The organism is Ectopseudomonas toyotomiensis (genome assembly GCF_900115695.1).
In the GTDB taxonomy this organism is placed as follows: Bacteria; Pseudomonadota; Gammaproteobacteria; order Pseudomonadales; family Pseudomonadaceae; genus Aquipseudomonas; species Aquipseudomonas toyotomiensis.
This window is the reverse complement of sequence record NZ_FOXK01000007.1, coordinates 279,727-302,097: the sequence shown is the minus strand read 5'-3', so window position 1 is coordinate 302,097 and position 22,371 is coordinate 279,727. Positions and strand designations below refer to the sequence as shown.

Here is a 22,371-nt window from a genome sequence, read left to right as displayed (position 1 = left end):
CATTCGAACGCATGCATCAGCGGATGCAGGTGCATCCAGAGATGATGGTCAGGCGCCGCTCCATCGTCGAACATCCCTTCGGCAACCTGAAGCAATGGATTTTGGGTAATGGTCGCTTCCTGCTCCGACAACTGCAGGGCGCTCGGACGGAAATGGCCCTGGCGGTCAACGCCTACAACCTGAAGCGTGCCATCAATGTGATGGGTGCCCGTCGGTTGATCGAGCTGTTGGGGTAAATCCCGCTTTCCATTTCCATGCTTCAAAAACACCAACGCCCCGAACCAGTCGGGGCGTTGGATTTTTCTGGCGTCAGTGCGTTTTCACACGCTCTGGGCCGGTTTCTGTCTGTTGTTACCGGCTGCTTTGGGCTTGCTGTGGGTCACTTCTTGCTCGTGCAGAACTTGGCCCATTCCGCCATCAGTGCCCTGCGCTTCTCCAGAAGGTCGGAGCGCGAATAGGCCGCCTCGGTCTGGTCGCGTTCATCATGGGCAAGCGCAAGCTCGCATACCTCTCGCGGGTAGTTGGTGCATTCGTTTGCCCAGTCCCGGAAGGTCGATCGAAAGCCATGTCTCGTGATGTCTGCATACCCCAGCTTGTGCAGCAGGTTGCGTATGGCGTTGCCATGCATGACACCATTCTTCCCTTGCCCAGGGAAAAGATATATTGAATGAGTCGTATTCATGATATTCAGCATCTCGACTACCGGGGGCGATAGAGGAATGACGAAAGGTTTTCGCATCTTCATGCGCTCAGCCGGCAGTGCCCAAGTGCCAGTTTCGAGGTCAAACTCAGACCATTGAGCATGTTGGATCATGTGGTAACGAGCACCGGTTAGAATCAGTAATCTGGTTGCGATGGCGTCACGTGTATCGATGTTGGCCAGGGTGGATATCAGCTTCGGAGTGTCTTTCCACTGCAGTGCTGGGAAGTGCTGGCGCTGTCTGGCCTTCTTCTTCTCTGCCTTGCTCAGCAAATTGTCCAGGTGTCCGCGCCAGCGGGCAGGATTGTCCCCCTCGCGTAAGCGCCGAGCCTTGGCTGCATCTAGTATTTGCTCGATCTGGCCCCTGATTTCATCAGCAGTCCGGGTCTTGGTTACCCAGATGGGTTGCAATGCAGCAAGCACATGCTCGGTGCTGATGATGTCAGCCGACAACTTGCCCATGGTCGGGAAGGCGTAGAGCTCCAGTTTGCGCAGCCAGCCTTTCCGCCACTTCTCAGACCAACTACCGCCGTGTGCTTGTTGGTATTCGCGAGCGAGATCTTCGAACGTCGTGCGACGTGCTGCAGCCTGGCGTTCGGCTTCGCGCTTGGCTTCCTTTGCCGCATCGCGGGTTGCCAGTGGGTCGCTTCCGGACGCTAGAAGCTTGCGTTGATCGGCGGCTAACTGCCGGGCTTGGCTGAGTGTGACGGCCGGAAAGGGGCCTAGCCCCATTTCGCGGCTGCGGCCATCCAGCTTGTAGCGAAAGATCCAGCTGGTTCCGCCGCTCTTGGATACCTGGAAGTACAGGCCATCGCCATCATTGGTTTTTCCTGGCGTTGCAGCCTTGGCTATCGACTCCACGGTCTTGCTGGTCAGCTTGCCCATTACTCGCTCCTACTCCAACCCACACCCCTCGACCCACACTTTGACCCACACCTTGGTCGCGGATTTTATGGATGGTTACTGGATGTCTTAGGACGAATGCTAAGCTGCAGGGCCTGTATTTGCTAGTGCTGTAGGATCTTGTCGGATTTCTTCGGGCAATAAAAAAGCCGGCTTGTGGCCGGCTTTTCGGAGGTGGTCAGGACTTATTTTTGGTAAGCCGCGACTGCCTTGTTGATCAGGCCGCGGGCTTCTTCAGCGCCGCCCCAGCCTTCTACCTTGACCCACTTGCCCTTCTCCAGATCCTTGTAGTTCTCGAAGAAGTGCTTGATCTGCTCGATCAGCAGCGCGGGCAGGTCGGTGTATTCCTGAACGTCCTTGTACAGAACGGTCAGCTTGTCGTGCGGAACGGCAACCAGCTTGGCGTCGCCGCCGGCTTCGTCGCTCATGTGCAGTACGCCGACCGGACGGGCGCGGATCACCGAACCCGGCGCGACCGGATAAGGGGTCACGACCAGCACGTCGAGGGGGTCGCCGTCGTCAGCCAGGGTGTGCGGGATGAAGCCATAGTTGGCCGGGTAGAACATCGGGGTGGCCATGAAGCGATCAACCATCAGGCAATCGGTGTCGTGGTCGATTTCGTATTTGATCGGCGCGTGGTTGGCCGGGATTTCGATGGCAACGTAGATGTCGTTCGGCAGGTCTTTACCAGCCGGGATCTTGCTGTAGCTCATGGGGAAACTCCCAGGGAGGGCCAAAAAAGTGGGGCGCATTATAGGCGTATTCGCAATGCGTTACTACGGCGGACTACTCAGCCATTGGTCGCGTTTTCGACCGCCTTGTAGTCGGGGTGTTCCGCTTGCAGACGCTGCAATCGCGCCAGGCTGTCCTGGCGGTAGAACAGGGCCAGTTGCCGGTAGACCTCGGGGAAGGCGTCGGCCAGCAGATCCGGTGCGGTGAAGAAGTATTCGCTGGTCACCGCGAAGAATTCCGCCGGATCTTCGGCTGCGTAAGGGTCGATGGCGGTTTCCGCCTCAGGATTGGCGTCCAGCTCGGCGTTCAGTGCGTCATAGGCGCTCTGCATGGCCTTGGCCCAGTCCTGCACACGCATGTCGCGGTGCAGCGGCGGCAGGCCATTGGCGCCGCCTTCGAGCATGTCCAGCTTGTGCGCCAGTTCGTGGATCACCAGGTTGTAGCCTTCCCAGCCACCGCTGGCCTCGACACCGGGCCAGGCGAGGATCACCGGGCCTTGCTGCCAGGCCTCGCCGCTGCGCGCGTCGTCCCATTCGTGCTCGATGCCGCTGGCGTCGCGGTGGCGCTGTGGGCTCACGAAGTCATCCGGGTAGAGGACGATTTCGTGAAAACCCCGGTACCAGTCCAGATCGCCCAGGTGCAGCAGTGGCAACTGCGCCTGGGCGGCCAGCAGCAGGTGCTCGACCGGGCCGAGCGCCAGCCCTGGTAGGGCGGTCAGGTGCTTGTCATGCAGAAACAGCACGGCGCGTTCGCGCAACAGCTGCTCTTCGTGCTCGTCGAGGCCATCGAGAATCGGCAGGCGTCTGCGTACTTCGGCCCAGTGGGCGGGATCTACAGGGTTGTTTGCGAGGGTGCGACGACGGCGCCAGGCCTTGAAGGACCACATGCATGCGGGCTCGTTGGGAGGACCACGCCACCATAAGGGCGCCAGGCGCTCGCCACAAGTCGGCATAAAGGCTGCAAAGCTCCTTGCAGCTTCGCTGCAGCAGGAGGGCTGAGCATGGCGCTGCAACTGCTGGAACACCCTGGAATCACGCTGGCGTCCGGCACCGGACTGGACTTGCCGCACCAGGCCGCGCGGGCTCGAGCGATGTGGCTGGCCGGTCGCCAGCAGCGTCCGCCGTTGCTGCTGGTCGTATTGCTTTGGGCACGCCACTGCCCCGATGTGGTGCAAAGCCTGGAGCGTCATCTGGACGCCCTGTTCGCCGATTTTCGCTGTACGCCTGAGGGCTGGAGTGAAACCCAGGCGGCGCGCCAGGTACTGGCCGCACTGAATCTCCAGCTGTTTCGCCGGCAGCAGACTGGGCAGGGCGTCGCCGACTTGCATGCCGGTGTGCTGCTGATGCAGGGCGATGAGTTGCAGTTTCTGCAGGCGGGCAGTGTTGGCCTGGCGCGAGCAGACAAAGGCGCTTTGCAGATCCTGGCAGGTCGTGAGGGGCAGGCTCTCGGCGCCCAGGCCGAGCTGGCGCTGGTTCAGCACAATCTGTTGCCCAGCTGTGGCGAGCATCTGCTGCTGGCGCCGCAACCGCTGCTCGATGTGAGTGATCTGCAAGGGCTATGTATCCAGGCGCAGGGCGGCTTGTGCGAGCGGTTGCAACCGCTGTTGCAGGCCCCCGGCGCTGCGGTGCTGCTCGGCGTGGGGGAAACCCAGTGCCTGACGCCGGCGCCGTCCGCTGCGCCGCGCCCGGCGCTGGCGCAGATCGCCTGCGGCCAGCAGCTCGATGGTTGGACGCTGTTGCGTCAATGTCCTTATGGGCCGCCCGGGCGGCTGTATATCGGGCGTGATGAGTCCGGACGGGAAGCCGTGCTCTGGTTCGCCGAGGAAGATGCAGGCGAAGCCTTCTGGCAGCGCGAGTGGGCGTTGCGGCGCAGTCCGCAGCAGGCGTTGCCGCAGGTGCTGTCGCCGCATCAGACGCGCAGTCACGCGTATCTGGTCCTGGCCAAGCCGCCCCGCGGCATGCGCAATCTGTTCGATTGGGTGGCCGCCCATGGCGCGCCGGATACACAGACGCTGATGGGGGTGGTGACGCAACTGATCGCAGCCGTGCGTTCGTTGCAGCGCCGTGGCATGCAGGGGCTGTGGCTGAACCCCAGGCAGATTCTGCTCGGTGATGACGGGAGGGTGCTGTTTCTGCCGGGCGCAGCTGCGATTCTGCCCGGTGTAGCGCGTCAGCCTTTGCCTGAGCAGGCTGTACCGCTGGCGCCGGAACTGCGCAGCGGCCGTGCGCTGGATGGTCGTGCCGATCAGTTTGCCCTGGCGGCGCTGGTCTATTGGCTTATGAGTGGGCAATGGCCGGAGGCGGCGCGAAGTGACGTCAGGCCCGGACACTGCTATGTGCCGCTGGCGACCTTTACCGGGCATGTGCCGCAGGGCTGGGACGGCGTGCTCGCCCGGGCTCTGGCGCCACAGCCACAGGCACGTTTCGAGGCGCTGTCGGAGTTTCAGCTGGCATTGCAGCAGCCCCTGCAGGCGCGTCGCAGTCAGGCGCTGCGGCGTGTGCCAATGCAGCCGGCACGCCTGGCTGCGCTGGGCCTGGTCACGTTGCCATTGCTGCTGGGGCTGCTGCTCAGTCTTGGTGGCTGATAGGCAGCCGCTGCGCCTGTGAGTCGATCAATCGGAATTGATCGGCAGTACGTAGTTCTTGAACTGTTCGTCCTCGACGAAGCCGATGGACTCGTAGACCTTCTGCGCCACCTCGTTGTCGCGGCTGGTGGCCACGCGCATGCGCACGGCGTTGGTTTCCTTGGCCATTTGCTTGGCGGTGTGCAGCAGGCGGTCGGCAACCAGTTGGCGGCGAGCATCCTCGGCCACGTAGATGTCGTTGAGAATCCACACGCGCTTGAGCGACAGCGACGAATAGCTGGGGTAGAGCTGGCAGAAGCCGAGCAGCTTGTCTTCATCATCGGCCAGAGCCAGGTAGATCACCGACTCCTTGCGGCGCAGGCGCTTCTCGAGGAACTTGCGTGACGACTCGGGGTAGGGCAGCTCGTTATAGAACTCGCGGTATTTGACGAACAGCGGGGTCAACAGGTCCAGGTGCTCCAGGGTGGCTTGGACGATGCGCATGGTGGGCCTCGGCTTCTCTCTGTAATGGGGCAGGAGTGGCGATGCAGCTGTTGTGCCAGCGGGTCAGTCGATGCTGCCTCAAAGCCAGTTGAAAGCGCAATCAAAGCAAGCGTTTGATTTAGCATCCAGCCCTAACAGTCTCTGAGAGCTGGATGCTGTCATACCGCTTTAGAAAAAGCCCAGCGGATTGATGTCATAGCTCACCAGCAGATTCTTGGTTTGCTGGTAGTGGTCGAGCATCATCTTGTGGGTTTCACGGCCGACACCGGACTTCTTGTAACCACCAAAGGCGGCGTGCGCCGGGTACAGGTGGTAGCAGTTGGTCCAGACGCGGCCGGCCTTGATTGCGCGGCCCATGCGGTAGGCGACGTTCATGTCGCGGCTCCACACGCCGGCGCCGAGGCCGAACTCGGTGTCGTTGGCGATTGCCAGGGCTTCGGCTTCGTCCTTGAAGGTGGTCACACCGATCACCGGGCCGAAGATCTCTTCCTGGAACACGCGCATCTTGTTGGTACCCTTGAGCAGGGTCGGCTGGATGTAGTAACCACTGGCCAGGTCGCCGTCCAGGCGCTCGGCGGCGCCACCGGTAAGCACCTGCGCACCTTCCTGCTGGGCGATCTCCAGGTAGCTGAGGATCTTGTCGAACTGCTGCTGCGAGGCCTGGGCGCCTACCATGGTCTCGGTGTCCAGCGGGTTGCCACGCTTGATCTGTTTGACCTTCTTCATCACCTCGGCCATGAAGGCATCGTAAATCGACTCCTGCACCAGCGCGCGCGACGGGCAGGTGCACACCTCGCCCTGGTTGAAGAAGCCCAGCACCAGGCCTTCGGCAGCCTTCTCGATGAAGGCCGGCTCGGCGTTCATGATGTCGGCGAAGAAGATGTTCGGCGATTTGCCACCCAGCTCGACGGTGCTCGGGATGATGTTCTCGGCGGCGCATTTGATGATGTGCGAGCCGACCGGGGTGGAGCCGGTGAAGGCGATCTTGGCGATGCGTTTGCTGGTGGCCAGCGCTTCACCGGCCTCACGACCGTAGCCCTGGACGATGTTGAGTACGCCCGGTGGCAGCAGGTCGCCGATCAGCTCGACGAAGAGCGTGATCGACAGCGGCGTCTGCTCGGCTGGTTTGAGCACTATGGCGTTGCCAGCAGCCAGTGCCGGCGCGAGTTTCCACGCGGCCATCAGCAGCGGGAAGTTCCACGGAATGATCTGCCCGACCACGCCGAGCGGCTCGTGAAAGTGATAAGCAACGGTGCCGTCGTTGATCTCGGCGGTGCTGCCTTCCTGGGCGCGGATGCAGCCGGCGAAGTAGCGGAAGTGGTCGGCGGCCAGCGGCACGTCGGCATTCAGCGTCTCACGCACGGCCTTGCCGTTGTCCCAGGTTTCGGCCACGGCCAGCAGTTCGAGGTTGGCTTCGATGCGGTCGGCGATCTTCAGCAGGATGTGCGAGCGCTCCTGCACGCTGGTGCGCCCCCAGGCATCGGCCGCAGCGTGGGCAGCATCCAGCGCCTTGTCGATGTCGGCAGCGTTGGAACGGGGGAATTCGGCGATCACCGAGCCATCGACCGGGCTGGTGTTGCTGAAGTACTGGCCGCTGAGCGGGGCGACGAATTCGCCGCCGATATAGTTGCCGTAGCGTGGTTTGAGGGTGACGACGGCGCCTGGGGTACCCGGTTTCGCGTAAATCATGATGCTGACCTCTCTTGTTAGGGGAGCCGGCGAGCGCGGTGCCTGCCGGCTGAGGTTGTCAGACGCCTTGCGGGGTTTCCCCGCGCTTGAGGCGGGCATTGATGTCGTCTATCACTGCCGGCAGTTCGTTGATGGTGTCGATCAGGTAGTGCGGGCGTGAGCCTTCGAACAGTTGGGCGATGCGCACGCGTTCCTTGGCCAGTTGCTCGGCAGGCAGAGCCTTGAATTGCGCGTAGGTCAGACCCAGGGCATTGCCCGAACAGGTCAGGGCGACTGTCCACATGCCGGCGCTACGCCCCTCGAGAATGCCGGGCGTGGTGTCGTCGACCTTGACGCAGGCCGCCACATCGCTGATGCCCAGCGCGATAACGTTGGCCAGCGCCTGGGCCGGGTAAGGGCGGCCATTGGGCACTTCATCGGTGGCGACCACGTGGTCGGCGACGTAGCCGTTGCGTTCGGCCAGTTGCACTACTTTTTCCATCACCACCGCCGGGTAGCCGGAGCAGGAGCCGATTTTCAGGCCCTGGTTACGCAGGCTGGTGATGGTATCGAGCGCACCGGGGATCAGTGCGGAATGTTCGGCGATCTTGGCGATCTGCAGCGGCATAAAACGTTCGTAGATCGCGGTGACGTCGTCATCAGTGGGCAGGCGGCCGAAGGCGGCGCGGTAGCGCTCGGCGATCTCCACCACGTTGCACAGGGTACGGATGTGATCCCACTTACCCATGCCCATGGGGCCGCGAGCTTCGGCCAGGCTGACCTCGACGCCGAACTCGGCGAAGGCCTCAACGAAGATCTGGGTCGGCGCGAAGGAGCCGAAGTCGACCACGGTGCCGGCCCAGTCGAGGATCGCGGCTTGCAGTTGGCGGGGTTGCTGATAGTTCATTGCAGTGACTCCTGTTGCTTGCGGGGAAGGTTGGACGCTTCAGGCCTTGAGGCGGGCGTTGCTGACATGGGAGCTGGGGTTGCATGCGGCGGTTTGGCTGTCGGCCCGCTTGTCCGGCCGGCTGTTCCAGTAGGGAAGCATCAGGGCGGTGGCGATCAGGGCAGTGCCGGTGAATACCAGGAACACGCTTTCGGTATCGAAGTAGCCGGGCAGCAGGCCGCCGAGGATCGCGCCGATCGAGCCACAGCCGTTGACGAACCCAGCCGCGGTACCGGCGGTCCCCTTGCCGTAGTCGATGGCGGCGGCACCGCTGATCATCGAGTCTGGCCCGTACAGGGTCAGGCCCATCATGAACAGCAGGGCGACTACCACCAGTACGCTGCCGCTCTGCATCGCCGGGACGAACAGCGCCAGGCAGGCGGTCAGGGCCAGCAGGCTGATCACGCAGGCAGGGAAGCGGCGGGCGCCGAACAGCTTGTCCGAGATCAGGCCGAGGAGAATCGGGCCGACCAGGCCGGCGACCTCGAAGGACGTGGGGACGATGGCCGAGGCGACCTTACCGATCTCCGGCATGCGCTCGTAGACCATGACCGGGCCCCAGAACAGGATGGCGTAGCGCGCCGGCTTGAGCAGGAAGTAGGCAAGACCGAGCACCAGCACGGTGCGGTTCTTGAGGATGGTCTTCAGGCAACTGCCGAAGCTGGCGTGGCGACCGCTGTCATCGTGTTGTGGCGCATCGGCGTCTTCCACCGGCGGCAGGCCGACGTCCTGCGGGGTATTGCGCTGGAGCAGGAAGAACAGCACGGCGACCCCGGCGACCACTATGGCGCTGGAGAAGAATGCCGCGCGCCAGTCGCCATAGACCTGATAGGCCCACCAGCCGGCGAAGGGGGAGGCAACCAGGCCGCCGAAAGCATAGCAACTGCTCCACAGGCCGAGCACGCGACCACGTTCGCCGGTAGCGAAGAAGCTGCCGAGGTTTTTGCACAGCCCCGACCAGCCAGTGGACTGCGCCAGGCCCTGGATTACCATACAGGTGGCGAAGATCGGCAGAGTGGCGAAGCTACCCATGATCAATGCCACCACGGCTGAGATCAGCAGACCTCCGAGCACTACCACGCGTGGGCCGAAACGGTCGGCGAGGATGCCCCAGGTGAACTGACCGACGGCGTAGGCGCCCAGGTAGAGCGCGTCGAGGTTGGCCATGGTGGCCTTTTCCAGCTCGAAGTCGGGGTCATCGGCGATGCCCAGCTTGGCTACCGAGAAGGCCTTGCGGGTGAAGTAGAAGGCGGCATAGGCCAGCCAGGTTATGGCGAATATCTGCATGCGCCAACGCTGAGCAGGGTTATTGCCGAGGTTGAACAGGGGAAAACCGGATGTCTGATTCACGTTACTGACCTCTGAGTTGAATGTGCTGGCAGTTCAAGGGATGGCTGCTTTTGTTGTTGTCAAAGCACTTCTGGCGCCGTCTTGGCGGACGGTCTGGATCAGATCAATCGAGGCCCGGTGGGCTTGGCGTCCTGCCGGGTTGCCCTGCCTGGCAGGGCGGGCAACAGCCGGTCTCGTACAGCAGGTCTGCACCCATGGCAGTGTTGGCCTGGGCGCTGTGGTTCAGTTCGCCGGACTGCAGTCGTCGACGCCCATTACCGCCAGGGTGTCGGCGACGGCACGCAACAGCTGGCCAACGATGCGTTCGTCGATCTGGCCGATGCAGCCGATGCGGAAGCTCTCGGCAATGGTCAACTTGCCGGGGTAGATGACGAACTGGCGGGCCTTGAGCTCGTCGTAGAAACGCTTGAACTGGAAGTTCGGGTGAGTAGGACTGAAGAAAGTGGTGATGATCGGCGATAGCCAGCGGTCTTCCAGAAGCGTTTGAAAGCCCATGGCACGCATGCCGGCCACCAAGGTGTCGCGGTTGTTCGTGTAACGTGCCTGGCGTCCGGCCACTCCCCCTTCCTCGGCGTGCTGCTCGAGCGCCTTGCGGAAGGCCACCACGCTGTGGGTGGGCGGGGTGAAGCGCCACTGCCCGGTGCGCTCCATGTATTGCCACTGCTCCAGAAGATCCAGGCTCAGGGAATGGGCGCGGCCTTTGGACTGCTCCAGCAGTGCGCGGCGAATAATCACGAAACCGAAACCGGGAATGCCCTCGATGCACTTGTTGGCCGAGGAGACCATGACGTCGAAGGGAATCTTGTCGACGGTCAGCGGCACTGCGCCGAACGAGCTCATGGCGTCGACGATCAGGCCCTTGCCGCGCGCCTTGACCACATCGGCGATCTCGCGCAGCGGGTTGAGGATGCCCGAGCTGGTTTCGCAGTGGACCAGGAACACATCGGTGACATCCGGATGGCGCTCCAGCAGCTCGGCGACTTCCTCCGGTTGTGGCGGCAGATAGTCGCCTTTGTCTAGGGCGATGTAGTCGCGGCCAAGGTAATCGAGGATCTGTGTGGCCCGCTTGCCATAGGCGCCGTTCATCAGCACCAGAGCCTTGCCATCGCGGGCGATGGCGGTGGCCAGCGCCGCTTCCACGGCGAAGGTGCCGCTACCTTGCAGGGGGACGCAGGCGTAGCTGTCGTCGTGCACGCCTGCCATGGCCAGCAGGCCCTGGCGGATCTCCGCAGTGACGCGGTTGAAGTCGGCGTCCCACGAGCCCCAGTCGCGCAGCATGGCCTGCTTGGTGGTCAGCGAGGTGGTCAGTGGGCCGGGGGTCAGCAGGTAGGGTTCGCCCAGGGCGGGGGCGGCGATGGCGGGGCGGGCGGTGAGAAATTCGGCTTTGCTCATGATCGTCTCCGGTGAGGTGCGGCAGTACGCCGCGCTGGAGACGATCAAAACAATTGGCGATGAATAAATAAAATCGATTTATAGTATTTCAAAAAAAAGCTGAGCTTATTAATAGAGGTGCCTATGGCCGTCTCCCACGCCCAACTGCGGGCCTTTCATGCCGTAGCCCAGACGGGCAGCTTCACCCGTGCGGCCGAGCGCCTGTTCCTCAGCCAGCCAGCTGTTTCCGACCAGGTACGCAAGCTGGAGGAGCAGTACGGCGTGCTGCTGTTCAATCGCACCAAGCGCACGGTGCAACTCACCGAGCTGGGAGAGCGCCTGCTCGGCATCACTCAGCGCCTCTATGCGGTAGCGGCCGAAGCGCAGGAACTGCTCTCCAGCTCGCGTGCACTGCAGACCGGAAGTCTCACCCTGGCGGTGGATTCGCCTGTGCATGTGTTGCCGTTCATCGGTCAATTCAACGACCGTTATCCGGGTATACGCTTCAACGTGGTCACTGGTAACACAGACGAGGCGCTGGCTCGGTTGTTCGCCTACCAGGCCGACTTCGCCGTACTCGGCCGTCCGATTCAAGATGAGGCGTTGGTGAGTGTCGTGTTGAGCAGTTCACCCTTGTTGGCTTTCGTCGCCGCCGATCATCCGTTGGCTGCGCGTGAATCGATTGTGTTGGCTGATCTCGATGATCAACCCTTGGTGTTACGTGAACGGGGTTCAATGACGCGTCAGCTGATCGAACTGGAGCTCCAGCGTGAAGGACTTCGCCTGCGCTCAGCGATCGAGGTGGAGGGGCGCGAGGCCGTGTTCGAGACAGTTGCTGGCGGGCTTGGCATAGGCATTGTCTCGGCTGCAGAGTTTGGGAGCAGCCGTAGCCTGCATGCATTGCCTATTCTCGATTGCCGCCAGCGCATGACTGAAACAATGGTGTGCCTACGCGAGCAGAGCTCACGACGCATCATCGAGACCTTTCTTGAATTGGTACGGTCGAACGTCGGCATCTGATGCAGGTGCCTACGGCCTGAAGGCGCTGTGCTAACCTGCCGCCATCGCTTCACGCCCTATTGTTGGGCATGTTCAGAGGTCATCAATGCACATCCATATTCTCGGCATCTGCGGCACTTTCATGGGGTCGCTGGCTGTTCTGGCCAAAGAGCTCGGCCATCGCGTCACCGGCTCCGATGCCAACGTTTACCCGCCCATGAGCACTCAGTTGGAAGCCCAGGGCATCGAGCTGATGCAGGGTTTTGACCCGGCGCACCTGCAGCCGGCTCCGGATCTGGTGGTGGTGGGCAATGCCATGAGCCGTGGCAACCCGGCGGTGGAATACGTGCTGAACAAGGGGTTGCCCTACGTTTCCGGGCCGCAGTGGCTGGCCGATCACGTGCTGCAGGGGCGCTGGGTGTTGGCGGTGGCCGGTACCCACGGCAAGACCAGCAGTTCCAGCATGCTGGCCTGGGTGCTGGAACATGCCGGCATGAGCCCGGGCTTTCTGATCGGCGGCGTGCCGCAGAATTTCGGTATTTCCGCGCGCCTGGGCGGCACGCCGTTCTTCGTGGTCGAGGCCGACGAGTACGACAGCGCCTTCTTCGACAAGCGCAGCAAGTTCGTCCACTACCGCCCGCGCACGGCGATCCTCAACAACCTGGAATTCGACCACGCGGACATCTTCCCGGACCTGGCAGCCATCGAGCGGCAGTTCCATCACTTGGTGCGCATCATTCCCAGCGAGGGCCTGGTCATCCATCCGGCCAGCGAAACCGCGCTGGCGCGGGTGATCGAGATGGGCTGCTGGACATCGGTGCAGACCACCGGTGAAGGTGGCCAGTGGCAGGCGCGCCTGCTCAACGCGGATGGCTCGCGCTTCGAGGTGAGTTTCGAGGGCAAGGTCGAGGGCACCGTGGACTGGCAACTGACCGGCCAGCACAACGTTGCCAACGCCCTGGCCGTGCTCGCTGCGGCGCGCCATGTCGGTGTGGTGCCGGCGCTGGGCATCGAGGCGCTGGGCCAGTTCATCAACGCCAAGCGGCGCATGGAAAAGGTCGCCGAGGTGAATGGCGTGACCGTCTTCGACGATTTCGCCCATCATCCAACCGCCATCGCTACTACGCTCGATGGCCTGCGCAAGCGCGTCGGCGACGACACCCAGGTGATCGCGGTGATCGAGCCGCGCTCCAACTCGATGAAGCTCGGCGCCCATCGCGACGGTCTGGCCGAGTCCGCCGAACAGGCCGATGCGGTGTTCTGGTACGCGCCACCGAATCTCGGTTGGGACCTGGCCGCCACCGTGGCGCAGGCGCGCAACCCGACGCGCGTGTGCGACTCGCTGGAGTCGATCATCGATGGCGTGAAGGCCCTGGTGCGCCCCGGCACCCAGGTGGTGATCATGAGCAACGGCGGCTTCGGCGGCCTGCATGGCAAGCTGGCAGCAGCTCTGGAGGGATAGATGTCTGGTCCGGAACGTATAACGCTGGCGATGACCGGTGCCTCCGGCGCGCAATACGGCCTGCGCCTGCTCGATTGTCTGGTGCAGGAAGATCGCGAGGTGCACTTCCTGATCTCCAAGGCCGCGCAACTGGTGATGGCCACCGAAACCGACGTGGCGTTACCGGCCAAACCGCAGTCCATGGCGCAGTTCCTCACCGAATACACCGGCGCGGCGCCAGGGCAGATCCGCGTCTATGGCAAGGAAGACTGGATGGCCCCGGCCGCCTCTGGCTCTGGTGCGCCCACGGCCATGGTGGTGGTGCCGTGCTCAACCGGTACCTTGTCCGCCATCGCCACCGGCGCCTGTAACAACCTGATCGAGCGCGCCGCCGACGTGGCGCTCAAGGAGCGTCGCCAACTGATCCTGGTGCCACGCGAGGCGCCGTATTCGAGCATTCATCTGGAGAACATGCTCAAGCTGTCGAATCTGGGCGTGACCATCCTGCCGGCGTCGCCCGGCTTTTATCATCAGCCGCAGACGCTGGATGACCTGGTGGACTTCGTCGTGGCGCGCATCCTCAATTGCCTGAATATCCCCCAGGACATGCTGCCGCGCTGGGGCGAGCATCATTTGGTATCAGATGACTAAGGAGAGTGCTGATGTCCATTGTGAGTCGCTGTGTGTTTGGAAGCGTTCTCACCTTGTCGTTGCTGCCGGTCGCAGAGGCCTCCATGCGCTGCGGTACCGCCCTGGTTTACGAGGGCGAGCGTAGCGTCGAGGTGCTGCGCAAATGCGGTGAACCCGACCAGCGCGAGGTGACGCCACCCAGCAGTCCACTGGGTGGCGGCGTGACAGTGGAGCAATGGGTGTATGGGCCTCGCAATGGCGTCTATCGCTACCTGCGTTTTCTCGATGGCAAGCTGGTGGAAATCAGGGTCGAGCGCGGATGAGACGGACTTTGGCACTCACTCTGCTGCTGGCGCTGAACCTGACCGGCTGCGCCACCGTGCGAACGCTGGACGCGGCCAAGCCCGATGCCCCTGTGGTTTATGCCGGGACGCGGCTGGACTGGTATGCGATCAATGGCGGCTGCTGCCCGCTGGATCGTTTCGGTGCCGAGGCACCGCGTTATCCCGGGCTGGATCTGCCGGCCAGCGCTTTGCTCGATACCCTGTTGCTGCCGTTTTCGCTGGCCACGGCGCTGGGTGTGAGCCTCGGTGTCAGCGGCGGGTTGTAGCCCGGATGCAATCCGGGAAATGCGCTGATGCGCGCGGTGTTCAGCAGATTTCCGTTTCCACTTCCTGGCACACGTCGATCCACTCGGCATCCACCAGTTCGGCCATGCGCTGCGGGGCGATGCGCACTGCGCTGTGGGTGGCGCCGGCGGCCGGCAGCACTTCATCGAAGGCCAGCAGCGAGCGGTCGCAATAGACGCTCAACGGGGTGGCCAGGCCGAACGGGCAGACGCCGCCCACCGGGTGGCTGGTCAGCTCCACCACGGTCTGGGCATCGAGCATGCGCGATTTGGCACCGAAGCATTCCTTCATCTTGCGGTTGTCGATACGCGCGTCGCCGCGGGCGACGATCAGTACGTCGCGTTCGGCGATGCGAAAGGCCAGGGTCTTGGCGATCTGCCCCGGCGATACGCCATGCGCTTCGGCCGCCAGCGCCACGGTGGCGGTGCTGGACTGCAGTTCGATGATCGCAATGTCGGGCGCCTTGGCGGCGAAGAAGGCGCGTACAGAGGCCAGGCTCATGAAACGGTCCCCCAGGGCTGTCGAGGTGAGCACGACGCTGTGGCCAGTCTGGTGCTGGTCAAGCACAGCCCCATCCTGGTGCTGGCGTGGTCGTGAGCACGGCGAAAAAACAAGCGGCCATGCTCGCGCTGCATGGCCGGCACGTCAAGGCCTGATGGCGTCAGTTTGCCAGCAGATGCGCTGCTTTTTCGGCTTCATCGAGCCCGAAGCGACCTTTTTCGTCTCGCGTTACCCGGCCCAGGGCGACGTTCGGGTCGTGGGTGAATACCAGCCTGCCGCCGCGCGAGAACAGGTCGCTGAGCAGTGCTTCCTTCTCTTCGATCAGGCCTTCGGGGAAACGGTCGTAACCCATGGTGATTGGCAGGTGAACCCAGGGCGCGCCGGGAATCAGGTCGCCGGGAAATACCACCGGCCCACCCGGCATGGCCACTTCCGGCAGCAGTTGGCCTGGGGTGTGGCCGTCGCTCCAGTGCAGGCGCCAGTCTGGGCCGAGCAATTCACAGTGCTCGGTTTCTTCGATCAAATGCAGGCGACCGCTGTTCTCCAGCAGTTCCAGCAGTTCCGGGATATAGGAGGCTCTATCCCGAGCGTGTGGCTTGCAGGCGCGCTGCCATTGGCGCCGGCCGGTGACGAAGCGCGCGTTGGGAAATAGCAAGCGCGCCGGCTGACCGTCCTGCCAGGCGGCAAGCAGGCCGCCGGCATGGTCGAAATGCAGGTGGGTGAGCACGACGATATCGATATCGGCATCGTTCAGGCCGACGGCGGCAAGGCTGTCGAGCAGCACGTGACGCTCTTCCTGTACGCCGAAGCGCTGCTTGAGTTCCGGGCTGAAGAAGGCGCCGATGCCGGTCTCGATAAGAATGTTGCGCTCGTCTTCCTGTACCAGTAGGGCGCGGCAGCCGAGGTCGATACGGTTCAGGTCGTCGGCTTGCATCCAGCGTTGCCAGAGAGCCTTGGGCGCGTTGCCGAACATGGCGCCGCCATCGAGTTTCTGGCTGTTGCCGATCAGAGTGGTCAGGGTTCGCATGGGGTTTCTCTTGTTCTTGTCCGTTCGCGGCGATTGTTTCAGCGTTCGATGGCCAGGGCCACACCCTGGCCGCCACCGATACACAGGGTGGCCAGGCCACGGCGGACGTCGCGGCGCTGCATCTCGTGCACCAGGCTGACCAAGATGCGGCAACCGGAGGCGCCGATGGGGTGGCCGAGTGCGATGGCGCCACCGTTTACGTTGACCTTGGCGCTGTCCCAATGCAGCTCGCGGCCGACGGCGATGGCCTGGGCGGCGAAGGCTTCGTTGGCCTCGATCAGGTCGAGCTGTTCCAGGCTCCAGCCGGCGCGCTCCAGCGCCTTGCAGCTGGCGAATACCGGGCCGATGCCCATCACCGCCGGATCGACGCCGGCGCTGGCGTGGGCGGCGATGCGCGCCAGCACCGGCAGTTGCAGTTCGTCAGCCTTCTCGGCGCTCATCAGCAGTACGGCAGCGGCGCCGTCGTTGAGCGTCGAGGCATTGCCGGCAGTCACGGTGCCGTCATTCTTGAAAGCCGGGCGCAGCTTGCCCAGGCTGTCCAGGCTGGTGCCGGCGCGCGGTTGTTCATCCTGGGCAAAACGCAGCGGTTCGTCGCCGCGCTGGGGGATTTCCACCGGTACGATCTCGCTGGTAAAACGCCCGGACTCGATGGCGGCCTGAGCGCGCTGCTGCGAACGCAGGGCGAAGGCGTCCTGCTCGGCGCGCGTGACGCCGTACTGCTCGGCCAGGTTCTCGGCGGTGATGCCCATGTGATAGTTGTTGAAGGCGTCCCACAGGCCGTCCTGGATCATGGTATCGACCAATTGCGCATGGCCCATGCGCAGGCCGCTGCGGGCGCCGGGCATGACGTAGGGCGCCAGACTCATGTTCTCCTGGCCGCCGGCAATGATGATCTCGGCATCGCCGCCACGAATGGCCTGGGCGCCGAGGATCACCGCCTTGAGGCCGGAGCCGCAGACCTTGTTCAGGGTCATGGCCGGCACCGTATGCGGCAGGCCTGCGAGCAGCACGCTCTGCCGGGCTGGGTTCTGCCCTGAGCCTGCGGTAAGCACCTGGCCGAGAATCACCTCGTCGATCTGTTCGCCTGCAATGCCGGTGCGAGCGAGCAGTTCGCGTATCACCGCGGCGCCCAGTTGCGGTGCGGGCGTGCGGCTCAACGCACCCTGGAAGCTGCCGATGGCGGTACGGCAGGCAGCGACTATCACGACTTCACGCATAAGAACTCCTGGTCGGCTGGGCAGGGCCAGCCGAGGCTCGAATAAAAAAGCGCGGCGCCGAAGCGCCGCGCAACACGCTCAACCTTGTAGGGCCACCGGCTCAGAGGTAGCGGGTTGCACCCGCCCTACGTTTAAAACTGTTCGGCAGCCAGGCCATACAGCGATTGGCTGCCTGCACGAATGCTCGCCTCCAGGCTTAGGGTGCGCGGCAGCAGGCGGGCGAAGAAGAACTCGGCGGTCGCGAGCTTGCTGCCGTAGAAGGCTTCGTCTTCACCCAGCTTGCTTTGCGCCACGGCGGCCATGCGTGCCCACATGTAGGCGTAGGCGACGTAGCCGAACAGATGCAGGTACTCCACCGAGGCGGCGCCGACGGCGTTAGGCTCGCTCTTGGCCTGCTCCAGCAGCCAGCCACTGACTGCTTCCAGGCGTTCCAGCGCTTCCACCAGGCGATCACCGAAGGGCGATTCATGGGCGTGGGCGAAGTCGCGCACTTCGCTGGCGAACAGGCGCAGCGCGGCGCCGCCATTGGCCACCACCTTGCGCCCGAGCAGGTCGAGTGCCTGGATGCCGTTGGTGCCTTCGTAGATCTGCGCGATGCGCACGTCGCGCACCAGCTGCTCCTGGCCCCATTCGCGGATATAGCCATGGCCGCCGAATACCTGCTGGCCGTGTACGCAGCTTTCCAGCCCGGTGTCGGTGAAGAAGGCCTTGGCCACCGGGGTGAGCAGGGCCACCAGGGCTTCGGCATTCTGCCGCTCGCTGGCGTCCTCGGCGTACTTGGCCAGGTCGAGCTGCTGACCGACGTAGCAGGCAAAGGCCCGGCCGCCCTCGTTCAGCGCTTTCATGGTCAGCAGCATGCGACGCACGTCAGCGTGGACGATGATCGGGTCGGCGACCTTGTCGTGGTTGACCGGGCCAGTGGCGGCACGGCTCTGGATGCGTTCGCGGGCGTAGCTGACGGCCGACTGGTAGGACGCCTCGGCACAGCCGATGCCCTGGATGCCGATGGACAGACGCTCGTAGTTCATCATGGTGAACATCGCCGCCAGTCCCTTGTTGACCTCGCCGATCAGGTAGCCGGTGGCGCCGTCGAAGTTCATCACGCAGGTGGCCGAGGCCTTGATGCCCATCTTGTGTTCGATGGAGCCGCAGCTTACGGCGTTGCGCGCGCCGAGGCTGCCATCGGCGTTGACCATCACCTTGGGCACCAGAAACAGCGAGATGCCCTTGGGCCCGGCTGGCGCGTCCGGCAACTTGGCCAGCACCAGATGGATGATGTTCTCGGTCAGGTCCTGCTCACCGCCGGTGATAAAGATCTTGCTGCCGGTGACCTTGTAGCTGCCATCGGCCTGCGGCTCGGCGCGGGTGCGGATGATGCCCAGATCGGTGCCGGCATGGGCCTCGGTCAGGCACATGGAGCCGGCCCAGCGACCCTCGTACATCGGCGGCAGGTAGGTGGTTTTAAGGTCTTCGCTGGCGTGGGCGTCGATGGCCAGGCAGGCGCCGGAGCTCAGCGCCGAGTACAGCGCGAAGCTGGAGCCGGCGGCGTAGAGCATCTCCTCGAAGGCCACGGCGAGCATCTTGGGCATGCCCATGCCGCCGTAATTCGGGTTGCCGGACAGGCCCACCCAGCCGCCTTCGGTGTAGGTGGCATAGGCCTCGCGAAAACCGGTCGGGGTGCGCACGTCGCCATCGACCCACTGTGCGCCTTCTTCGTCGCCGCTGCGGTTGAGCGGGGCGATCAGGCTGCCGGTGACCTTGGCCGCTTCTTCGAGGATGGCGTCGGCGGTGTCGGCATCGACGGTTTCGGCCAGGGCCGGCAGACGTGCCCACAGGCTCGGCGCCTGGAAGACGTCATGGAGGACGAAGCGCATATCGCGCAGCGGGGCGTTGAATTCGGGCATGGTGCAACCTCGACAGCGGAGGCGCCGCGACAGGCGCGGCGCGTGGAACGAAATGCGTCAGTCGGCTTCCGCCGGACTACGCGACTTATCCTTGATGCTGGTGAATTTAAGCAGATGGGTGCGTTCGACCAGGATGTACAGCGCCGCGCCTGCAGCCAGGCCCCAGCCCGCGCCGTAGACAGCGAGCACCACACCCATGGTGCCGGCGATGCCGCGCTCGGTGTTGTTGTTCAGTTGCTCGAAACCGACCATCAGGCAGATATAGCCGGTGAGGATCAGCGTCAGCGACAGGGCGATCGGCAGTACCGGCTGGAAGAAACTGACCAGCGGCAGCATGAACAGCGCGGCGAAGCCGGTGATCCAGAAGGTGCCGGCGCCGCTGTAGATCGAGTCCATCGCCTTGCGCCCGTACTTGTAGCGCTCGGCCATGGTCGCCGCCACGGCTGTCCACAGCGGACCGGCCAGGCCAGGGTAGGGCGCGAAGAATGCGTGCAGGGCGTTGCGGATGGCGGTCACCAGGTGTACGCGGTCGACGTTGTTTTCGATCACCTCGTCGGTGCGCAGTTCATCGGCGCGCTGCATCAGCGACTGGCCGACGATGATGTCGCCGAAGGCGATCACGTAGGCAATCACCGCCGTGGGCACGGCCAGCAGGAACACGTCGAGGCCGGGGAAGCCGACGTTGAACGGCAGGTAGTTCCACATCTCGCCGAAGGCCGGCGCGGTGATGCCCCATTTGACGTCCGGCATCTTGTACTCGCCCACGGCGATGCCGATGAAGATGGCGATCAGCATGCCCGGCACCATGCCGTAGTTGACGATCTTGCGGGCGAAGGGCACGCGCTCGGTCAGGCCCTTGAACGACACCGAGAACATCAGGTACAGGCAGATCAGGCTGCCGAGAACCAGAGAGATCGGCGTGTTGGCCAGGCGGCCGCCGGCGCTGATCTCGCCCATCAGTGCGGCGATGCCGGCACCGATGATGATGCCGCCCTTCATCGAGTTGGGGATCAGCCGCACCAGGGCGCTGCCCAGGCGGGTGACGCCGAGGAAGAGGAAAATCACGAACACCAGGAACTGCAGGGCGAACAGCGCCTGGATGGCTTGTGGGCCGGGCTCGTAGTTGCCGAGAAACAGCAGCACTACAGGAATGCCGGGAGTGATCCAGCCGGGTACCAGCGGCACGCCGAGCAGCGCCGGCAGCATGAAGCCGATACCGCAAACCACCACGTAGGCCAGGGCCACGTCGTAGGGCAGGCCGAGGTATTTCTCCAGCAGCGGGATCATCGCCAGACTGACCACGAACATGATCAGTGCCTGCAGCATCTCGGCGGTTTCCCAACGGTAATGCACGAAGGGCAGGCGCACCTTGAACGGGCCGAGGGGCCAGTGCGGTTGCTCGTCGCCGTCACGGCGCTTGAAAATTTGCATGAGGGTTCTCCGTCGGCCGCTTGGGCCGGTTCTTGTTGTTGTGCAAACGGTTCATTCACCCCTCTCCCGCTTGCGGGAGAGGGGCCGGGGGAGAGGGCGCTTCTACAGCGCCTTGGCCATATCGCGCAGGACGAACTTCTGGATCTTGCCGGTGCTGGTCTTGGGCAACTGGGTGAAGACCACGGTCTTGGGCACCTTGAAGCCGGCCAGGTGCTCGCGGCAGAAGGTCATGATCTCGGTTTCACTGGCCTGCTGGCCGGTCTTCAGGGTGATAAAGGCGCAGGGCGTCTCGCCCCATTTCTCGTCCGGGCGGGCGACCACCGCCGCCTCCAGCACCGCCGGGTGGCGATAGAGCACGCCCTCGACCTCGATGGTGGAGATGTTCTCGCCGCCGGAGATGATGATGTCCTTGAGGCGGTCGCGGATTTCCACGTAGCCGTCGGCGTGGCACACGCCCAGGTCGCCGGTGTGGAACCAGCCGCCCTCGAAGGCTTCGGCGGTGGCGCTGGGGTTCTTCAGGTAGCCCTTCATCACAGTGTTGCCGCGCATGAAGATCTCGCCGATGGTCTGGCCGTCGCGCGGCACCGGCTCCAGGGTTTTCGGGTCGGCCACCATCACCCCTTCCAGAGTGGGGTAGCGCACGCCCTGGCGCGCCTTGATGGTGGCGCGTTCTTCCAGCGGCAGTTCGTCCCATTCGGCGTGCCACGCGCACAGGGTCACCGGGCCGTAGACCTCGGTCAGGCCGTACACATGGGTGACATGGATGCCCATCTCCTCCACCGCGCCGATCACCTTCGCGGGCGGCGCGGCGCCGGCGACCATGGCCTTGACCGGGTGATCAATGGCCGCCTTGGCCTCGTCCGGCATGTTCACCAAGGCGTTGAGAACGATGGGCGCGCCGCACAGGTGGGTGACCTGCTCGTCGCGGATCAGGGTGAGGATCTTCGCCGGGTCGACGCGGCGCAGGAACACATGCACGCCAGCCAGGGCGGTGATCGTCCAGGGGTAGCACCAGCCATTGCAGTGAAACATCGGCAGGGTCCACAGGTAGACCGGGTGGTTGCCCATGGCCCAGGTCATCTGGTTGCCCATGGCATTAAGGAAGGCACCGCGGTGGTGATAGACCACGCCCTTGGGATTGCCGGTGGTGCCCGAGGTGTAGTTGAGGCTGATGGCCTGCCACTCGTCGGTGGGCCACTGCCAGGCGAACTCGGGGTCGCCCTCGGCGAGGAAGGCCTCGTAATCCAGGTCGCTGACCGCCTGGCCCTCGCCGTACTCGGGGTCGTCGACGTCGATCACCAGTGGCGGGTGGTCGAGCATGCCGATGGCGGCGTGGATGACATCGAAGAACTCGCGGTCGGCGATCACCACCTTGGCTTCGCCGTGCTGCAGCATGAAGGCGATGGCCTCGGCATCCAGGCGCACGTTGAGGGTGTTGAGCACCGCGCCGATCATCGGCACGCCGAAATGCGCCTCGAGCATGGCCGGAATGTTCGGCAGCATCACTGCCACCGTGTCGCCCTTGCCGATGCCACGGCCTGCCAGCGCCGAGGCCAGGCGTCGGCAGCGCGCGTAGGTCTCGGCCCAGTTACGGCGAATCGAGCCATGCACCACCGCCGGATAGTGCGGGTATACCGCCGCGGTACGTTCGATGAAGCTCAGGGGGCTGAGGGCGACGTGGTTGACGGCGGCGCGGCCGAGGCCCTGCTCGTAGATCGACATGGCGGATACACCTTTGGCTGATTGTTAGCTCTGGTTATTCCGGTAATGATGCAGGCATTACCGAAGCTTGCTGGCGGTAATTTATAGATTATTTCTATTTTATATGGAAGTTATACCAAGGTTTTATAGAATA

General features: G+C 63.6%; 21 protein-coding genes. 7 read left to right on the top strand and 14 right to left on the bottom strand.

The genetic code is table 11. The features are described from left to right. On the top strand, positions 1-236 hold a 236-nt coding region (locus tag BM186_RS16335; protein WP_139228017.1), incomplete at its 5' end, for a transposase. A 143-nt stretch (positions 237-379) separates the two neighbouring features. Here the strand turns inward: BM186_RS16335 and BM186_RS16330 are convergent. The 3 genes from BM186_RS16330 to BM186_RS16320 form a co-directional block, all read right to left on the bottom strand. After that, positions 380-1,585: a tyrosine-type recombinase/integrase gene (locus BM186_RS16330; protein WP_034019487.1), complete on the bottom strand. Its 1,206-nt coding sequence runs from the start codon at positions 1,583-1,585 to the stop codon at positions 380-382. Between the two features lie 203 nt (positions 1,586-1,788). Continuing rightward, positions 1,789-2,316 (bottom strand): inorganic diphosphatase, encoded by a 528-nt coding sequence (gene ppa, locus BM186_RS16325; RefSeq protein ID WP_013717208.1) that lies wholly within the window; start codon positions 2,314-2,316, stop codon positions 1,789-1,791. Positions 2,317-2,393: 77 nt separating this feature from the next. Continuing rightward, entirely contained in the window at positions 2,394-3,221 is an 828-nt protein-coding gene (locus tag BM186_RS16320) for a M90 family metallopeptidase (protein WP_074916623.1), read from the bottom strand. Positions 3,222-3,335: 114 nt separating this feature from the next. Here BM186_RS16320 and BM186_RS16315 point away from each other — a divergent pair, with 114 nt between their 5' ends. After that, the gene (locus tag BM186_RS16315) at positions 3,336-4,919 is read left to right on the top strand and encodes a serine/threonine-protein kinase (RefSeq protein WP_074916621.1); all 1,584 of its coding nucleotides are present in this window, start codon (positions 3,336-3,338) and stop codon (positions 4,917-4,919) included. A 27-nt stretch (positions 4,920-4,946) separates the two neighbouring features. Here BM186_RS16315 and BM186_RS16310 read toward each other — a convergent pair whose 3' ends face one another. The 5 genes from BM186_RS16310 to BM186_RS16290 all read right to left on the bottom strand — a co-directional run bounded on the left by BM186_RS16310 (position 4,947) and on the right by BM186_RS16290 (position 10,758). Then, positions 4,947-5,402 carry a GNAT family N-acetyltransferase gene (locus BM186_RS16310; RefSeq protein WP_036998299.1) on the bottom strand — a complete coding sequence of 152 codons (456 nt, stop codon included), beginning with the start codon at positions 5,400-5,402 and terminating at the stop codon, positions 4,947-4,949. 168 nt (positions 5,403-5,570) lie between these two features. Continuing rightward, positions 5,571-7,091, bottom strand: a complete 1,521-nt coding sequence (gene exaC, locus BM186_RS16305) for an acetaldehyde dehydrogenase ExaC (RefSeq protein ID WP_074916619.1) — start codon at positions 7,089-7,091, stop codon at positions 5,571-5,573. A gap of 58 nt (positions 7,092-7,149) precedes the next feature. After that, positions 7,150-7,977 (bottom strand): phosphonoacetaldehyde hydrolase, encoded by an 828-nt coding sequence (gene phnX, locus BM186_RS16300; RefSeq protein ID WP_074916617.1) that lies wholly within the window; start codon positions 7,975-7,977, stop codon positions 7,150-7,152. Between the two features lie 39 nt (positions 7,978-8,016). Continuing rightward, entirely contained in the window at positions 8,017-9,303 is a 1,287-nt protein-coding gene (locus tag BM186_RS16295) for an MFS transporter (protein WP_083431616.1), read from the bottom strand. 285 nt (positions 9,304-9,588) lie between these two features. Continuing rightward, the gene (locus tag BM186_RS16290; protein WP_074916613.1) at positions 9,589-10,758 is read right to left on the bottom strand and encodes a 2-aminoethylphosphonate--pyruvate transaminase; all 1,170 of its coding nucleotides are present in this window, start codon (positions 10,756-10,758) and stop codon (positions 9,589-9,591) included. Between the two features lie 123 nt (positions 10,759-10,881). Between BM186_RS16290 and BM186_RS16285 the strand changes: the two genes are divergently transcribed. The 5 genes from BM186_RS16285 to BM186_RS16265 all read left to right on the top strand — a co-directional run bounded on the left by BM186_RS16285 (position 10,882) and on the right by BM186_RS16265 (position 14,417). Continuing rightward, positions 10,882-11,757 carry a LysR substrate-binding domain-containing protein gene (locus tag BM186_RS16285; protein WP_074916611.1) on the top strand — a complete coding sequence of 292 codons (876 nt, stop codon included), beginning with the start codon at positions 10,882-10,884 and terminating at the stop codon, positions 11,755-11,757. Positions 11,758-11,842: 85 nt separating this feature from the next. Beyond that, entirely contained in the window at positions 11,843-13,198 is a 1,356-nt protein-coding gene (mpl, locus tag BM186_RS16280; RefSeq protein WP_074916609.1) for a UDP-N-acetylmuramate:L-alanyl-gamma-D-glutamyl-meso-diaminopimelate ligase, read from the top strand. After that, positions 13,199-13,828: a flavin prenyltransferase UbiX gene (ubiX, locus tag BM186_RS16275; protein WP_074916607.1), complete on the top strand. Its 630-nt coding sequence runs from the start codon at positions 13,199-13,201 to the stop codon at positions 13,826-13,828. Between the two features lie 11 nt (positions 13,829-13,839). Then, the gene (locus tag BM186_RS16270; protein ID WP_083431612.1) at positions 13,840-14,130 is read left to right on the top strand and encodes a DUF2845 domain-containing protein; all 291 of its coding nucleotides are present in this window, start codon (positions 13,840-13,842) and stop codon (positions 14,128-14,130) included. Then, the gene (locus BM186_RS16265; RefSeq protein ID WP_074916605.1) at positions 14,127-14,417 is read left to right on the top strand and encodes a YceK/YidQ family lipoprotein; all 291 of its coding nucleotides are present in this window, start codon (positions 14,127-14,129) and stop codon (positions 14,415-14,417) included. Before BM186_RS16270 ends, BM186_RS16265 begins: the two co-directional genes overlap by 4 nt. Before the next feature lie 40 nt (positions 14,418-14,457). Here BM186_RS16265 and BM186_RS16260 read toward each other — a convergent pair whose 3' ends face one another. From BM186_RS16260 to BM186_RS16235, 6 genes are all read right to left on the bottom strand, one after another. After that, positions 14,458-14,937, bottom strand: a complete 480-nt coding sequence (locus BM186_RS16260; RefSeq protein WP_072424520.1) for a YbaK/EbsC family protein — start codon at positions 14,935-14,937, stop codon at positions 14,458-14,460. Positions 14,938-15,097: 160 nt separating this feature from the next. Beyond that, complete coding sequence (locus BM186_RS16255; RefSeq protein ID WP_074916603.1) at positions 15,098-15,964, bottom strand: MBL fold metallo-hydrolase; 867 nt, start codon at positions 15,962-15,964, stop codon at positions 15,098-15,100. Positions 15,965-16,002: 38 nt separating this feature from the next. Further along, entirely contained in the window at positions 16,003-17,181 is a 1,179-nt protein-coding gene (locus BM186_RS16250; protein ID WP_074916601.1) for an acetyl-CoA C-acetyltransferase, read from the bottom strand. A 131-nt stretch (positions 17,182-17,312) separates the two neighbouring features. Next, on the bottom strand, positions 17,313-19,085 hold the full coding sequence (locus tag BM186_RS16245; protein ID WP_074916599.1) for an acyl-CoA dehydrogenase C-terminal domain-containing protein: 1,773 nt from the start codon (positions 19,083-19,085) through the stop codon (positions 17,313-17,315). 57 nt (positions 19,086-19,142) lie between these two features. Then, positions 19,143-20,516: a solute carrier family 23 protein gene (locus BM186_RS16240; protein WP_074916598.1), complete on the bottom strand. Its 1,374-nt coding sequence runs from the start codon at positions 20,514-20,516 to the stop codon at positions 19,143-19,145. 102 nt (positions 20,517-20,618) lie between these two features. Continuing rightward, positions 20,619-22,238 carry an acyl-CoA synthetase gene (locus BM186_RS16235; RefSeq protein WP_074916596.1) on the bottom strand — a complete coding sequence of 540 codons (1,620 nt, stop codon included), beginning with the start codon at positions 22,236-22,238 and terminating at the stop codon, positions 20,619-20,621. Positions 22,239-22,371: the final 133 nt, after the last annotated feature.